14 protein-coding genes and 1 rRNA gene are annotated in these 16,246 nt (G+C 50.9%); 6 read left to right on the plus strand and 9 right to left on the minus strand.

From position 1 onward, the window contains the following. Positions 1-93 precede the first annotated feature (93 nt). Together rrf and kgtP are read left to right on the plus strand one after the other, a co-directional pair. A 5S ribosomal RNA gene (rrf, locus tag A7098_RS06670) occupies positions 94-209 on the plus strand. Positions 210-707: 498 nt separating this feature from the next. Further along, on the plus strand, positions 708-2,006 hold the full coding sequence (kgtP, locus tag A7098_RS06680; RefSeq protein WP_000841090.1) for an alpha-ketoglutarate permease: 1,299 nt from the start codon (positions 708-710) through the stop codon (positions 2,004-2,006). Here kgtP and A7098_RS06685 read toward each other — a convergent pair. The 5 genes from A7098_RS06685 to trxC form a co-directional block, all read right to left on the minus strand. Continuing rightward, the gene (locus A7098_RS06685) at positions 2,003-2,326 is read right to left on the minus strand and encodes a YfiM family lipoprotein (protein ID WP_071987900.1); all 324 of its coding nucleotides are present in this window, start codon (positions 2,324-2,326) and stop codon (positions 2,003-2,005) included. The genes kgtP and A7098_RS06685 overlap by 4 nt on opposite strands. 45 nt (positions 2,327-2,371) lie before the next feature. Further along, complete coding sequence (gene pssA / locus A7098_RS06690) at positions 2,372-3,727, minus strand: CDP-diacylglycerol--serine O-phosphatidyltransferase (RefSeq protein WP_000949251.1); 1,356 nt, start codon at positions 3,725-3,727, stop codon at positions 2,372-2,374. 113 nt (positions 3,728-3,840) lie between these two features. Next, entirely contained in the window at positions 3,841-6,501 is a 2,661-nt protein-coding gene (gene pat / locus A7098_RS06695; protein ID WP_105280535.1) for a protein lysine acetyltransferase, read from the minus strand. Positions 6,502-6,532: 31 nt separating this feature from the next. Further along, positions 6,533-7,231 (minus strand): tRNA-uridine aminocarboxypropyltransferase, encoded by a 699-nt coding sequence (gene tapT / locus A7098_RS06700; RefSeq protein ID WP_000138186.1) that lies wholly within the window; start codon positions 7,229-7,231, stop codon positions 6,533-6,535. Between the two features lie 70 nt (positions 7,232-7,301). Then, positions 7,302-7,721 carry a thioredoxin TrxC gene (gene trxC / locus A7098_RS06705; protein WP_001098726.1) on the minus strand — a complete coding sequence of 140 codons (420 nt, stop codon included), beginning with the start codon at positions 7,719-7,721 and terminating at the stop codon, positions 7,302-7,304. Positions 7,722-7,927: 206 nt separating this feature from the next. Here trxC and A7098_RS06715 point away from each other — a divergent pair, with 206 nt between their 5' ends. Further along, entirely contained in the window at positions 7,928-8,965 is a 1,038-nt protein-coding gene (locus tag A7098_RS06715; RefSeq protein ID WP_000997403.1) for a tRNA/rRNA methyltransferase, read from the plus strand. A gap of 46 nt (positions 8,966-9,011) precedes the next feature. Here the strand turns inward: A7098_RS06715 and ung are convergent, their stop codons facing one another. Continuing rightward, entirely contained in the window at positions 9,012-9,701 is a 690-nt protein-coding gene (gene ung / locus A7098_RS06720) for a uracil-DNA glycosylase (protein ID WP_032225983.1), read from the minus strand. Positions 9,702-10,004: 303 nt separating this feature from the next. Here ung and grcA point away from each other — a divergent pair, with 303 nt between their 5' ends. After that, positions 10,005-10,388 carry an autonomous glycyl radical cofactor GrcA gene (grcA, locus tag A7098_RS06725; protein WP_000627804.1) on the plus strand — a complete coding sequence of 128 codons (384 nt, stop codon included), beginning with the start codon at positions 10,005-10,007 and terminating at the stop codon, positions 10,386-10,388. 60 nt (positions 10,389-10,448) lie between these two features. Here the strand turns inward: grcA and eamB are convergent, their stop codons facing one another. Then, complete coding sequence (eamB, locus tag A7098_RS06730; protein WP_105280536.1) at positions 10,449-11,036, minus strand: cysteine/O-acetylserine transporter; 588 nt, start codon at positions 11,034-11,036, stop codon at positions 10,449-10,451. A 102-nt stretch (positions 11,037-11,138) separates the two neighbouring features. Between eamB and A7098_RS06735 the strand changes: the two genes are divergently transcribed. Next, entirely contained in the window at positions 11,139-12,020 is an 882-nt protein-coding gene (locus A7098_RS06735) for a LysR family transcriptional regulator (RefSeq protein WP_105280562.1), read from the plus strand. Positions 12,021-12,226: 206 nt separating this feature from the next. Here A7098_RS06735 and srmB read toward each other — a convergent pair whose 3' ends face one another. Beyond that, positions 12,227-13,561 carry an ATP-dependent RNA helicase SrmB gene (gene srmB / locus A7098_RS06740; RefSeq protein WP_053896866.1) on the minus strand — a complete coding sequence of 445 codons (1,335 nt, stop codon included), beginning with the start codon at positions 13,559-13,561 and terminating at the stop codon, positions 12,227-12,229. Positions 13,562-13,692: 131 nt separating this feature from the next. Between srmB and trmN the strand changes: the two genes are divergently transcribed. Next, on the plus strand, positions 13,693-14,430 hold the full coding sequence (gene trmN / locus A7098_RS06745; protein ID WP_024212358.1) for a tRNA(1)(Val) (adenine(37)-N(6))-methyltransferase TrmN: 738 nt from the start codon (positions 13,693-13,695) through the stop codon (positions 14,428-14,430). Here trmN and nadB read toward each other — a convergent pair. Continuing rightward, a complete protein-coding gene (nadB, locus tag A7098_RS06750; protein WP_105280537.1) occupies positions 14,415-16,037 on the minus strand; it encodes an L-aspartate oxidase in 1,623 nt (540 codons plus the stop codon). The two genes, trmN and nadB, sit on opposite strands and share 16 nt — an antisense overlap. Between the last annotated feature and the right edge of the window lie 209 nt (positions 16,038-16,246).

Consider the following 16,246-nt stretch of genomic DNA (forward strand, 5'->3'; position numbering starts at 1 on the left):
GCCGAAGCTGTTTTGGCGGATGAGAGAAGATTTTCAGCCTGATACAGATTAAATCGACAGGTCAGAACATGACGTGTTGATAAACAGAATTTGCCTGGCGGCCGTAGCGCGGTGGTCCCACCTGACCCCATGCCGAACTCAGAAGTGAAACGCCGTAGCGCCGATGGTAGTGTGGGGTCTCCCCATGCGAGAGTAGGGAACTGCCAGGCATCAAATTACGAAGAATGGCACTGACCTTTGAGGCAGTTCACTACTCGATAAGAGAGTAGGACAAAAGCGAAAGCTTTTGAACGTTGCGAAGCAACGGCTCGAAGGGTGAATCACGAAGTGATTCATAAACTGCCAGGCATCAGATAAAGCGAAAGGCCATCCGTAAGGATGGCCTTTTTGCGCTGGTGCAGAAAAATGCCGGATGCGACGCTGGCGCGTCTTGTCCGGTCTACGCAGGCACGGTAAGGGGAAACCGCGCATTATTCCCCCATATACGCCAGATTCAGCAATGGATACGGTTTCATCAATTTCCCCACTTCCATGCGTTCTCCTTACCAGGAATCTCTTCTGAAGCGCCTTAATAACCGTTCTCATGCTAACTAAAGTCACTGTTAAGGTTGCATAACCTCACGCAACAAATGTATAACATTTACTTTACTAAAAAATAAACAACAGCAACCGACAAAGCATCGGATTATGGCAGGAGAAATAGTGGCATGGCAGAAAGCACTGTAACGGCAGACGGCAAACTGACAAGTAGTGATACTCGTCGCCGCATTTGGGCAATTGTGGGGGCCTCTTCAGGTAATCTGGTCGAGTGGTTCGATTTCTATGTCTACTCGTTCTGTTCACTCTACTTCGCCCACATCTTCTTCCCTTCTGGGAACACGACTACTCAACTACTGCAAACAGCCGGTGTTTTTGCTGCGGGATTCCTGATGCGCCCAATAGGCGGTTGGCTATTTGGACGCATAGCCGATAAACATGGTCGTAAAAAATCGATGCTGTTATCGGTGTGTATGATGTGTTTCGGCTCACTGGTAATCGCCTGTTTGCCTGGTTATGAAACAATCGGTACCTGGGCTCCAGCATTATTGCTTCTCGCGCGTTTATTTCAGGGATTATCCGTTGGTGGAGAATATGGCACCAGCGCCACCTATATGAGTGAAGTCGCAGTAGAAGGTCGTAAAGGTTTTTATGCCTCATTTCAGTATGTCACGTTGATCGGCGGACAACTGCTAGCCCTACTGGTTGTCGTGGTTTTACAACACACCATGGAAGACGCTGCACTCAGAGAGTGGGGGTGGCGTATTCCTTTTGCGTTAGGAGCTGTGTTAGCTGTTGTGGCGTTGTGGTTACGCCGTCAATTGGATGAAACTTCACAACAAGAAACACGCGCTTTAAAAGAAGCTGGATCTCTGAAAGGATTATGGCGCAATCGCCGAGCATTCATCATGGTTCTCGGTTTTACCGCTGCGGGCTCCCTTTGTTTCTATACCTTCACCACTTACATGCAGAAGTATCTGGTGAATACTGCGGGAATGCACGCAAACGTAGCAAGCGGCATTATGACAGCAGCACTGTTTGTATTTATGCTCATCCAGCCGCTCATTGGGGCACTGTCGGATAAGATTGGCCGCCGAACTTCAATGTTATGTTTCGGTTCTCTGGCAGCCATTTTTACCGTTCCGATTCTTTCAGCATTGCAGAACGTTTCCTCTCCTTATGCCGCTTTTGGTCTGGTGATGTGCGCCCTGCTGATAGTGAGTTTTTATACTTCAATCAGTGGAATACTGAAGGCTGAGATGTTCCCGGCACAGGTTCGTGCATTAGGCGTTGGTCTGTCATATGCAGTCGCCAATGCTATATTTGGTGGCTCAGCGGAGTATGTGGCGCTGTCGCTGAAATCGGTAGGGATGGAAACAGCCTTCTTCTGGTATGTCACCTTTATGTCAGTTATTGCATTTCTGGTTTCACTAACATTGCATCGCAAAGGGAAGGGAATGCGTCTTTAGTGATGCGCCAGTTGCCAGACGGTATAGCCGGTGCTTGCACCGGCGATATCCCAGGCAAAATCTTTCCAGCTCCAGCCGCTCCCTTCAGGGCGGCTATCCCAAAGTTCTTTTGACGCGCCCAGCCCTACAGAGAACATCAGCCCGAACGTGGCGCTACGGTCAGAGCTCATTCCCTGATGCTGTGCGTATTCATTTCCGGCGGCAGAAAGCATCGCCGAGGCGATAAAGTGTTGAGCTTTATCCTGCCCGCTCCAGCTATCGTTAGCCATGTGGCTGCATCCAGAAAGTAACAATAGCGAACAGACAAAAAGAATACGCAAAACGTGGCCTCCAAAAAACAAACCCCGTACAGGACGGGGTTGTGATTACAGGATGCGGCTAATTAATCGGTCGATGCGGATACGGCGCAAACGGCGGATAAGTTTGCGAACCTTCACCGGATAATCGGCAATACTTTGCAGATCGCGGTAGTGCTTAACGATGGTAGTATGCTCGCGGATCAGCTCCAGTTCTTTCTCACGCTGTGGTGCAAGCTCCAGTTGCGGATCGTGGATCAAAATGGCGTTTTCCAGATCCAGACGCCAGGCGCGTGGGTTCAGGTTATTACCGGTTACCAGCATCCATTTATCATCAACCCACATCCCTTTCAGGTGATAGGTGTTGTCGTCATCTTTCCATAACCGAACCACTAACTGGTCAGTATTGACGTAATACTGCAAACGGCTCAGGAAGCGACGCAGATTGATCTCATAAAGATAAGGCAGTGCGCCAATTATCTTGAAAGGTTCATCTTCCGGAATGTAGAAGTCATTCGCGGTTTTATCACCAACAATAATTTCGACCTTTTTCCCTTCGCGCAGCAACTGGATGATATTGCGCACAAGGATTGCTGGCAGGTTGAAGTAGGGGGTGCAGATGGTTAGTTTCTGCTCGGCACAAGGCATAAGATGGAAAATGGTCTTGTTCAACAGACTCGATTTCCCCAGACCTACCAACGGCGTTACGGAAAGCTGATCGTTGTCGGCATCGCCCTGGAAATGATAAGCGGCATCACGCAGCTCCTGGCGGAACAGGCGAATGTCGTTCTTGATTTCCGGACTTTTTGGGCGATTAACATCATCCAGACGATTAACGCCGCGACCATTCATAATATTCTGTGTAACCCATTCAAACATAATGTCTGACATCTTACGGTTACGGATCAGATGATAACGGTCGTAGCGATATTTATCGTGCTGATGCAGGTAAACATCGTTCAGGCTGGCACCGCTATAAAGTACACTATCGTCGATGATAAAGCCTTTAAAGTGCAGAACACCAAGGGCTTCACGGGTATTGATTGGAACGCCATAAACCGGAACATCTACGCCCGGATTTTCCTGCGCCATGCGGCAGTACCAGTCAGCGTTAGTGTCAGATGCCGCAGCGCCAATGCGTCCACGTTGTGCACGATGCCAGTCGACCAGCACCCGCACATCCAGTTCCGGACGTTGCCGTTTAGCCTCATACAACGCGTTCAGAATGCCTTTGCCACCGTCATCCTGTTCGAGATACAGGGCAACAATGCAAATGCGCTGCTTCGCGCTGGCTATTTTTTCCAGCAGCGTCTCCCGGAAGTCGGCGGGAGCGTAAAAGAAATCGACATCATCAACTGATTGAGAAATCTTGGGTAGTTGGGCAAGGTGTTGTTGATGTTTATTACGCTTAAATTTTGACAACATCACAGTGCATTTCTTCTCTGTTCATTGAAGGGTCCTCTGTGCAATGCAGACGACATAAGCGAGCAATAATAACACCAGTCCCGATTAAGTGGTCAACATTTCCAGTACCTTACTCATGATTCCTCGCGCTGGGCAAGATTTAGCGTAAGCCCAACGATCCCCTCTTCGAGCTGGATATCAACGTTAAACCCGAGCTTGCGAGCCAGCGCCACCATGCCACGATTGTTTGGCATCGTAATACCATTCAGGCGTTGCAGTCCGTGATCTCGCGTATAGGTAATCAACTTTTCCATTAAGCGGCGGCCTAAGCCTAATCCTTTGAGATCCGATCGAACCAGTACGGCAAATTCGGCATCGATGTTATCAGGGTCAGAGATCGCTCGTGTGACACCGAGGATCTCTTCTGTTTGATCAATACGTCGTACCGCCACAAAAGCCATTTCTCGATCGTAGTCGATCTGCGTCATGTTGGCTAAATCTTCATGGGTAAATTCGTTGATCTCGCTAAAGTAGCGGTAATAAAGATCTTCTTTGGTGACTCGCGAAATGAATTGCTGAAGCTGTGGCTCATCTTCTGGCAAAATCGGGCGGAACAAGCAACGTTCGCCGTTTTTCAATTCTACCCACTCTTCCAGCTGATGCGGATAAGGGCGCACTGCCAGCCGACTCTCGTTATCGCCTTCAAAAGGCGCAATATCCAGCGTGACATCCAGCGCGGTAAATTCACTGCCGGAAGCCAGCAAAGGATGAATATCCAGACGCTGAATTTCCGGGCAATCGACAATCAGGTTGGAAACCTGCACCAGTAACTGGCTTAAGCCCGCGACGTCGAGTGGACGCAGTGCACTGCGAGCACGAATCTTTTTACTTTTGATCCCCTGAATAACCAGATAGCGGGCCAGGTTCATATTCAGCGGCGGCAGTGCGACGACGGCTTGATCTTCAGGACGCCACTCCACACCGCCTTCACCCAGCATGATCAACGGCCCGAAAACCGGATCGTGCTCGACGACTACGCGCAACTCCTGAGCACCTGCACGGTTAGCCATACTTTGCACTAAAAGGCCGTGAATACGCGCCTGCGGCCAGGCCATTTTTACCCGATCGAAAATAGCGTTCGCGGCTTGCTGGACTTCACTAGCCGTACGCAAATAGAGCATCACGCCCTGAACTTCTGATTTATGCGGAATATCCGGCGAGCGCAACTTAAGCGCCACCGGATAACCAATCTGTTCGGCAATATGTACAGCTTCGGTGCTGTCAGTGGCAATCCAGGTGGGAAGCGTGTTCATGCCATACGCTTGCAGGATGGGCTGAACTTCATGGGTATCGAGTGATGTCGCTCCTTCAGCAATGGCTTGCTGTAGCAGAATATGCGCTTTTGCGGTATTAGAGGTCAGATTGCTGGGCAGCGCCGGCGTTTCGCGTAGTTGCTTCTGATTACGTCGGTACTCCACCATATGCATAAAAGCGGTAATAGTACCTTCCGGTGTTCGATAGGTCGGCAGCCCGGCTTCGCTGAATAAGCGTCGTGCCTCTTGCGAGGAGTGTTCTCCACACCAGTTCGTCAGCAGAGATACATACTTGCTGCGAGGGTGATGTTTTACCGCTTCAATTAATGCTTGCGCACTTTCTGTTGCGGGCGCTGCGGCGCTGGGCGAATGAATAACCATCAGCGCATCAAAATCCTGGCTGTGAAAAAGAATATCCAGCGTTTTGACATAATGCTCGCTGCTGGCGTCATCGCGCAGATCGAGCGGGTTAGAGATTGCCACATGTCCTGGCAGTGCATCGCGCAGTTTCTGGCAGGTTTCTTCGCTTAGCGTTGCCAGCTTGCCATTACGTGACCATAAGGCATCCAGCGCCAGCGCGGCAGGCGCAGCACCGTTGCTGATAATCATCAGGCGATCGCCACGCAGCGGGCGCATATGGCTAAGGGTTTCCACCGCCGAAAACAGTTCGTGGGTGTCCTGTACCCGCAACAAACCGGCACGCTGAATAGCCGCATCCCACGCCGGATCCATTCCTGCCGTGGTGTTCAACAGACGTTGAGCCGCCGGGCTACGTCCGCTTTTAATCACCAGAATCGGTTTATTGCGCGAGGCACTACGGGCTGCCGAAACAAAGCGTCGCGCGTCGCTTAACTGTTCGAGATAGAGCAGGATGGCGCTGGTTTTACTGTCCCGCGCCAGATAGTCGAGCAATTCATCAACGTCGATATCCAGGCTGTCGCCGAGCGCAATAAAGTAGGAAAAGCCCATCTCACGCTGTTGCGCCCAGTCGAGGATGGTGTTGGAGACGGCAGCCGATTGCGAAATAAACGCCAGCTTGCCGCGTTTAATCGGCACAGGCGAAAAGCTGGCATTCAACCCTTGCCAGGGAGCCAGTAAGCCCAGACTGTTTGGTCCTAGCAGGCGCATGTTATGGCGCAAGGCGCAGGCGCGGAGATCTTCGTGTTGCGATGCCGGGGCGGAAAGAATAATGCAGGTTTTACAGCCTTTCTCGCCGAGCTCTTCCAGAAGAGCAAGATTACGGCTGGCATTGGTACATAAAACCGCAAGGTCGGGTGTAAAGGGTAAGCTGGCAATATCCGGCCAGGCCAACACACCCAACACCGCTTTCCAGGCTGGCGTCACCGGGAGTACCGGTCCGTTAAAGCCTCCCGCCAGCAGGTTACGCATCATCAGGTAACCTGCGCGATTGGGTTTCATCGATGCGCCAATTACCGCAATCGATTTTGGTCGCAGTAGTGCTTCCAGTCCTCGCTGACTCATACCGGTCTCCCGCAGAAGTGACCGAATGATTTTAAACGCTTTCTAACAGTTCTGCTGTGATGCTACCCAGATGTTGCGTTTTTCCTGCCAGATAGCGCGTTTTAAAACGAGTGAAATGCTCGCCTAAGCCCGTTGCTGCTTCGGTATCGCCTGCCATATCTAAAAGTGCGATGGCTACTTCGGCAGTACAATATTGGCCTTCGGCCTGGGCTTCACGCAGGCGATAGGCAGAAAGCCGGGAAAGATCGACGGAAATAACCGGGAAATTATCCAGATACGGACTTTTACGAAACATCTTGCGTGCTTCCGGCCAGGTGCCATCGAGCATAATAAACAGCGGCGGCTTACCGGAAGGCGGCGAGAAGATGACTTCCCGTTGCTCGCCGGCATACGAGGCAGGAAAAACCACCATTGGCTGATAATCCGGGTTTTGTACCAGATCCAGCAAATCTTGCGAGGGTTCGGTACGCGACCATTGAAACGCGACAGTATCCGGCAAGATATCAGCAATTAAACGTCCGGTATTGCTGGGCTTCATTGGCTCGGTATCGAACATCAGCAAACAAAAACGGCTTTTTGCTTCAGTTGGGGTGATTGTCGAACAGAGGCAAAGTTTCTCTGGCAAAAGACAGCGTTGGCAACGACGAACGCGATTACCACGGGCAAGAAAAGGACGCGTTGCGCGTGCAATACGTTCGGCGCGTAACTGGAGAACAGCGTTTTCGGTCATGAGAGAGAGCGTCGAAAAACCGCCATTGTCGCAGAGGAGAAAACGGGGCACAAGATGCGCCCCGGCAAGATTAAAGAGATTCGTTCAACCAGCTATCGAACGGCGCTTTCGGCACAGCGCCGTTAAGCATGTCAACAACCTGACCATTTTTGAAAATCATGATCGTCGGAATGCTACGAATACCAAAGCGGCTGCTTAATTCACGTTCGGCTTCGGTATTCACTTTTACAAAACGCACTTTACCGCTACGCTCTTGCGCAACATCTTCAAAAATCGGCGCGAAGTTACGGCAAGGGCCGCACCACGGCGCCCAGAAGTCGATCACTACAGGCAGATCGTCTTTCAGCAATTTGTCGAGTGTTTCACCTGTCGCATTAATCACCTCTCCGTCAAACAGGTCGTGACCGCAGCGTCCACATTTTGCCGCATCTTCGATCCGATCGTCGGGAATGCGATTGATGGCCTGACAATGGGTACAAACGGTATTCATAACTAACCTCGGGATGAGTAAGGAGACTTATCGGCAATGACGCCGGTATGTTTCTAATATGTTACATATTATCAAAGGCAATGTTCCAGACAACAATCTGTTTTATTCAATAGGTATGATAGTCGCAGGCTTTGGTACGAAATCATGGCGAACCGCGCGCACTTCGGGTAATCTGCGCGCTTCGCGCAGCGCTGGTGGAGAAAAGCATGAACGATGAAATGAAAGGTAAAAGCGGCAAGGTCAAAGTGATGTATGTCCGCAGTGATGATGATTCTGATAAACGTACCCACAACCCGCGCACCGGGAAAGGGGGCGGGCGTCCAGGAAAATCTCGTGCTGACGGTGGCCGTCGCCCCGCCCGCGATGACAAACAGAGTCAGCCCCGTGACCGCAAGTGGGAAGATTCGCCGTGGCGCACGGTTTCCCGCGCGCCGGGTGATGAGACGCCGGAAAAGGCCGATCACGGTGGCATCAGTGGTAAAAGTTTTATTGATCCGGAAGTGTTGCGTCGTCAGCGTGCGGAAGAAACCCGCGTCTACGGCGAAAATGCATGTCAGGCACTGTTCCAGAGCCGTCCGGAAGCGATTGTTCGCGCCTGGTTTATCCAGAGCGTAACGCCACGTTTTAAAGAAGCATTGCGCTGGATGGCGGCAAACCGCAAAGCGTACCATGTAGTGGATGAAGCGGAACTGACAAAAGCATCAGGCACGGAACATCACGGTGGCGTTTGCTTCCTGATCAAAAAGCGTAACGGCACAACCGTACAGCAGTGGGTAAGCCAGGCTGGCGCGCAGGATTGCGTACTGGCGCTGGAAAACGAATCTAACCCGCATAACCTGGGTGGCATGATGCGTAGCTGCGCGCACTTTGGCGTGAAAGGCGTTGTGGTGCAGGATGCGGCGTTGCTGGAATCGGGTGCGGCAATCCGTACCGCAGAAGGCGGCGCAGAGCACGTTCAGCCGATTACCGGCGACAACATTGTTAATGTGCTGGATGATTTCCGTCAGGCGGGTTACACCGTGGTAACCACTTCCAGCGAACAGGGTAAACCGCTGTTCAAAACCAGTCTGCCAGCGAAAATGGTGCTGGTGCTGGGTCAGGAATATGAAGGATTACCGGATGCCGCACGCGATCCGAACGATCTGCGCGTGAAGATTGACGGTACTGGCAACGTTGCCGGGCTGAATATCTCTGTCGCAACTGGTGTGCTGCTTGGCGAATGGTGGCGTCAGAATAAAGCCTGATAAATCAGCCGGATGGCAATTCTGCCATCCGGTATTTTTCCGTCAATTACTCACTCTCTGCCGGTAATACTGGCATCCAGTCAATCGGCGTCTCGCCACGTTGTACCAGCCACTGATTTGCCAGCACAAAATGGTTGCAGCCAAAGAATCCACGATGCGCCGAAAGCGGTGACGGATGTGGCGCTTTCAGCACGTGATGGCGTTGCTTATCTATAATCGCCCCTTTCTTTTGCGCATGTGATCCCCACAACAAAAACACCACGCCTTCACGATGCTGATTAATCAGGCTGATGACTTTATCAGTAAACGTTTCCCAGCCGAGGCTGGCGTGGGAATGTGCCTGGCCTGCGCGCACCGTCAATACGGTGTTGAGCAGGAGAACCCCTTGACGTGCCCAGCTTTCAAGATAGCCATGTGTCGGGCGAGTAAAGCCTGGAAGGGTATTTTCCAGCTCTTTGTACATATTCAGTAGAGAAGGCGGTATAGCAATGCCTGGGCGAACGGAAAATGCCAGACCGTGCGCTTGTCCGGGGCCGTGGTAAGGATCCTGACCGAGGATCACCACTTTGACATCGCCCAGTTCAGTAAAGCGAAAGGCGTTAAAGACATCTTTTTGTGGTGGGTAGATGGTTATCCCGGACTGCCGCTCGCTGGCAACGGTCTGGAGGGTGTTAAGAAAATAGGGTTGCTGCTTTTCTTCAGCCAGCACGTCATGCCAGGTTAATTGGTTAGTCATCTCGCTCTCCTGCGGATCTTCAATCCGCCTAGCTTAACTGCTTCTTTCTACAGAACAAAATCAAGCTCATTTTTTAGCCATAAACGAGTGCAAAAAAATGTAAATTGGTAAAATTCCACACTCGTATAAGTTGATGTAAAACAATAAAATCCATTTACGACCACATTTGATGTGTGGTTTTTATTGATTTAAATCAAAGAATCAAGGGTGTTTGAGGAGTATATATACACTCAAGCAACAATGGTTTTACCAATTGGCCGCGACAGGCTAATCAAATCAAATAATTTGCCGGGGAGGCATCACATGATTACAGGTATCCAGATTACTAAAGCCGCTAATGACGATCTGCTGAACTCTTTCTGGCTGCTGGACAGCGAAAAAGGCGAAGCGCGTTGCATCGTTGCGAAAGCAGGTTTTGCAGAAGACGAAGTGGTTGCAGTAAGCAAACTGGGTGACATTGAATACCGTGAAGTTCCAGTAGAAGTTAAACCAGAAGTTCGCGTTGAAGGTGGCCAGCACCTGAACGTAAACGTTCTGCGTCGTGAAACTCTGGAAGATGCAGTTAAGCATCCGGAAAAATATCCGCAGCTGACCATCCGTGTATCCGGTTATGCAGTTCGCTTCAACTCTCTGACTCCGGAACAGCAGCGCGACGTTATCGCTCGTACCTTTACTGAAAGCCTGTAAGGCTTAAGTAGCAAGTTATTAAGCGGAAGAGGGTGACCTCTTCCGCTTTTCTTTTGTCTTTCAATAGAAAATGCGTACCGCACAATAGACCAGCAACAGCGCCAGCACGATATTCAACTGACGGCCATAGCGGTTAAACAATCGCTGAAACAGATGTCCCGCCAGCGCCCAACACACATTGCCAAACGTCCCAATCATCGCCAGCAAAACGCTGACGCCAACTACCCAGCTTAACGCCTGTGTTTGCGGCAGAACAAACGTCGACAGTGCCGTAATGCCGTACAAAATAATTTTGACGTTCACAAACTGCAAAGCAAAGCTGGCCCAAAAACTGATCGGTTTTGCCTGAAGTCCGTCTTCTTTTGTTGGACTGGTAGCGATTTTCCACGCCAGCCAGACAATATATGCTGCCCCCGCCCAACTCAACAAATGCACTACTGCCGGATCGATAACAGCCAGTGAAAACGAAATTCCCGCACACAGCAACATGACGATTAAAAATCCCAGACTCATCCCTGCCAGCACGCGGGAACTCTGACGAACCCCATGCGACGTGGCTGAACTCAGAGCGAGAATATTGTTCGGTCCAGGCGTGAGGGCTGTAATCAGGGTGTAGGTCCAGAAAGCACTTAATAGGGTCGGTGTCACTTGTTATCTCCTTTGTTTTGATAGACAGTACCCGACATGAAACATTTAAAAAAATGAATGTTTTTACATTCTAAATTCGATATTTTCGATAGGTTTGGGGTTATGGATCTGCGCCGCTTTATTACGCTTAAAACCGTGGTGGAAGAGGGGGCCTTTTTGCGAGCTTCGCAAAAATTGTGCTGTACACAATCGACGGTTACTTTTCATATTCAGCAGCTTGAACAGGAGTTCTCGGTTCAGTTGTTTGAGAAAATTGGCCGACGGATGTGCCTCACTCGCGAAGGAAAAAAGCTGCTGCCGCACATTTATGAACTCACCAGAGTGATGGATACGCTACGCGAGGCTGCCAAAAAAGAGTCGGATCCGGACGGAGAGCTGCGCGTTGTTTCAGGTGAAACGCTACTCTCTTACCGAATGCCGCAGGTGTTGCAGCGTTTTCGGCAACGCGCACCCAAAGTACGTTTATCGTTGCAGTCGCTGAACTGCTACGTGATCCGTGATGCACTGCTGAATGATGAGGCCGATGTCGGTGTCTTTTATCGCGTAGGGAATGATGATGCTCTGAACCGACGAGAGTTAGGTGAACAATCGTTGGTGCTGGTGGCTTCGCCGCATATTGAAGATGTCGATTTTACTGAGCCGGGAAGACATAACGCCTGTAGCTTTATTATTAACGAACCGCAATGTGTCTTCCGCCAGATATTTGAAAGCACGCTGCGTCAGCGGCGGATCACGGTGGAAAGCACCATTGAGCTTATAAGCATTGAAAGTATCAAGCGATGTGTCGCAGCAAATATCGGAGTCAGCTACTTACCGCGCTTTGCGGTAGCAAAAGAGCTGGAGTGCGGAGAATTAATTGAATTACCCTTTGGCGAACCGTCGCAGACCATTACGGCAATGTGCGCTCACCATGCCGGAAAAGCGGTTAGCCCGGCGATGCACATTTTTATTCAGTGTGTTGAAGAGTGTTTTTTGGCGGGATAAAAAAATGCCGGGATTAAACCCGGCATTCAACTTGTCGACAAATGCGCTTTGTTCATGCCGGATGCGGCGTGAACGCCTTATCCGGCCTACAAAATTGTGCAAATTCAATACATTGCATGAGTTTCGTAGGCCTGATAAGCGTAGCGCATCAGGCAATTTTGCGTTTGCCTGCACTTTTAATACCGGGCTTAAACCCGGCATTATGATTACTCTTCTGTCGTTTGCGGCGGCACGCCCGTTCCGCTTGGTTTGCGGCGCTTACCAATATTTTTGGTATCGCGATGGCGTTTTTTCACCCGTGGCTTCTCTTTCTCTTTAGCCTTTTTCTTCTCGGCGCGTTTTGCCAACACTTTTTTCGATGGCTTGCCGGTCTGTTTCTCGCTTGGCGCACGCGTTTTCGGGCGTAACTCATCAATTACGCGAGCTTTAATTGGCTCTTCAATATAACGGCCAACTTTGCCCAGCAGCAGATGGTCATGAGCTTCAACCAGTGAAATTGCGGTGCCTTTACGGCCAGCGCGAGCGGTACGCCCGATACGGTGCAAATAAGTATCGCCACTGCGCGGCATATCGAAGTTAAAGACGTGGCTGACATCCGGAATGTCGATACCACGCGCGGCAACATCAGTTGCAACCAGTACGTTAACGCGGCCTTCGGTCAGGCGTTTGATCGCTTCGTTGCGTTTGCCTTGCACCATCTCACCTTCGAGATAGCAGTTGTTGATGCCCGCTTCGCGCAGCCAGTTTGCCAGTTCATGCACACGCTCACGCTTACGCACAAAGACAATTGAGCGAGTCGCTTCCGGCTGTTTTAACAGATGCACCAGCAACGCAGTTTTATGCTCAAGATCATCGGCGCGGTAATACCACTGATGAATCTTTTTGCGCTCACGGGTGGACGGATTCGCAGAAACTTCCACCGGATCTTCGAGCAGACGCTCAGCAAAATCCTGAATAGCATCGCCTTCCAGCGTTGCCGAGAAGAGCAGGGTTTGTTTACGCCAGCGAGTTTCGCCAGCAATATGTTCGATATCCTGGGCGAAACCCATATCCAGCATACGGTCTGCTTCGTCGAGGATCAGCGTTTCAACCGCGCGGCAATCGAAGTTCTCTTCTTTTATATACTGCAGCAGACGACCAGTTGTGGCGACCACGATGTCCTGGTTTTCGCTGAACACTTCTGCGTGGTTCATATAAGCCACGCCACCGGTGATGGTGGCAATATCCAGATGCGTATGTTTCGCCAGTTCGCGGGCATGATCGGCCACCTGCATCGCCAGTTCGCGAGTTGGGGTGAGGATCAAAATACGCGGCGGACCGGATTTCTTACGCGGGAAATCGAGCAGGTGCTGCAACGCTGGCAGCAGATACGCCGCCGTTTTACCGGTGCCTGTCGGCGCAGAACCGAGTACATCACGGCCATCGAGCGCAGGCGGAATGGCGGCAGCCTGAATGGCGGTCGGGCGAGTGAAACCTTTATCATGGAGTGCTTCCAGCAGGCTTTCGTCGAGTTCAAGTTCGGAAAAAGTCGTTACAGTCATGTTCTACCTCTGTGTGGGGCGCTGATTATAGACGTTACGGCTGCAATCTTCATCTGTTTGTATGGATATCGCTTCTCAGGTATTGTTCTTACCCGGCGCTATCGCCGTTTTTCCAGCAAGGTTTTATTTTCATGTCACAGTCTACATCCGTGCTTCGTCGTAATGGATTTACTTTTAAACAGTTTTTTGTCGCACACGATCGCTGTGCAATGAAAGTGGGAACGGATGGAATTTTGCTGGGCGCATGGGCTCCTGTGGCTGGGGTAAAACGCTGCCTTGATATCGGCAGCGGTAGCGGCTTATTGGCTTTGATGCTGGCGCAGCGCACCGATGATGGCGTGATAATCGATGCGGTTGAAATTGAAAATGAAGCGGCTGCCCAGGCGCAGGAAAATATCGCGCAGTCCCCGTGGGCAGAGCGGATTAACGTCCATACGGTGGATATTCAGCAGTGGATTACCCAGCAGTCTGCGCGTTTTGATTTAATTATCAGCAACCCGCCGTATTATCAGCAGGGAGTAGAGTGCGCAACACCACAGCGGGAGCAGGCGCGCTATACCACTACACTTGATCACCAGACGTTGCTCACTTGCGCGGCAGAATGCATTACCGAAGAGGGATTTTTCTGCGTGGTGCTGCCAGAACAGGTCGGTAATGGTTTTACTGAACTGGCGTTAAATATGGGCTGGCATTTACGTTTACGGACGGATGTGGCGGAAAACGAAGCGCGACTGCCGCATCGGGTGCTGCTGGCATTCTCCCCACAGGCGGGGGAGTGTTTTAGCGATCGCTTAGTGATTCGTGGGCCAGACCAGAACTATTCCGAAGCGTATACGGCGCTGACCCAGGCTTTTTATCTGTTTATGTAATGATTGCCGGGGGTGAGAATCGACGGACCGGAATGCGCGAGTAGCTCCGGGTAATCCAGCGTGTAATGCAAGCCCCGACTCTCTTTGCGCATTATCGCGCAGCGAACAATCAACTCGGCAACCTGCACCAGATTACGCAGCTCCAGCAAATTATTCGACACACGGAAGTGAGCATAATATTCATCTATCTCCTGCTGCAACATATTGATCCGCCGCAGGGCGCGCTCCAGGCGCTTTGTTGTGCGTACAATGCCCACGTAATCCCACATAAACAGGCGTAACTCATGCCAGTTATGTTGAATCACCACCAGTTCATCAGGATTCTCAACGCGGCTTTCATCCCACGGCGGTAACGTACTGACGCCGCGCACATAGGGCATACGCTTTGCAATATCTTCCGCTGCCGACCAGCCGTAGACCAGACACTCCAGCAATGAGTTAGAGGCCATTCGGTTAGCGCCATGTAATCCTGTATAGCTGACTTCACCAATGGCATACAGGCCATCAACGTCGGTACGCCCATAATCATCTACCATCACGCCACCGCAGGTGTAGTGCGCAGCGGGCACTATTGGGACAGGCTCTTTCGTGAGATCAATACCCAGTCCCAATAACTTTTCATAAATCATCGGGAAATGCTGACGAATAAAATCCGCAGGTTTATGGCTGATATCGAGGAACATACAATCCGCGCCGAGGTGCTTCATTTCGTGATCAATAGCACGAGCAACAATATCGCGCGGTGCCAGTTCGCCGCGATCATCAAAATCGGGCATAAATCGTGTATCGTCCGGGCGTTTCAAATAAGCGCCTTCGCCACGTAAAGCTTCCGTTAACAGGAAATTTCGAGCCTGTGGATGATACAGTGCGGTAGGGTGGAACTGATTAAATTCAAGATTAGCAACCCGGCAACCCGCGCGCCAGGCCATGGCAATACCATCGCCGGAGGATATATCAGGATTGGTGGTATACTGATAAACTTTCGATGCGCCTCCGGTTGCCAGCACTACCGCTTTTGCGTGGCAGGTTTCTACCGCTTCTTTATTGCGATTCCATACCCACGCGCCAACAACCCGCCGCGTACCCGGCAGACCAATTTTGTCAGAAATAATCAGATCGACTGCGTTGCTGCGTTCCAGCACGCGAATATTCGGATGGTTCTGCGCCTTGCTCACCAGCGTGGTTTCTACTTCTTTACCAGTGGCGTCGGCGGCATGAAGAATACGACGGTGACTATGTCCACCTTCACGGGTCAGATGGTAGCTCTCTTCGCCATTTGGCCGAACGTGGGTATCAAACAACACCCCCTGGTCGATCAACCATTGCACGCAGGAACGCGCATTGCTGGCAACAAATTCAACTGCATGGCGATCGCAAATTCCGGCACCAGCAATTAAGGTATCTTCCACATGGGAATCGATGCTGTCAGTTTCATCAAACACGGCGGCAATTCCGCCCTGGGCGTAAAACGTCGAGCCTTCTGTAACTTGACCTTTACTTAGAACGATGACTTGATGCTTATCCGCCAGACGTAGCGCCAGTGAAAGCCCGGCGGCACCGCTACCAATAATCAACACATCACAAGAATGTTCAGGGGAAATATTCATTTTGATTGTTTAATTTACTAAACACCGTTCGGCCAGCATAGCATCATGTTGTACAATTAAACATCTGTTATTTTGATGTTTGTTACAAGGGCTAAACATGTTGATTCAGGAAGACGGGAAAAAGAGAAGTTGCTCGTCGGCGGAGGATTAGGTGGTGAAATAAAAAGGCCGTTGGGTTACTCTTCAGGCAGTTAAATGGGCATTTCTAC

The organism is Escherichia sp. MOD1-EC7011, from assembly GCF_002965005.1.
Classification (GTDB): Bacteria; Pseudomonadota; Gammaproteobacteria; order Enterobacterales; family Enterobacteriaceae; genus Escherichia; species Escherichia ruysiae.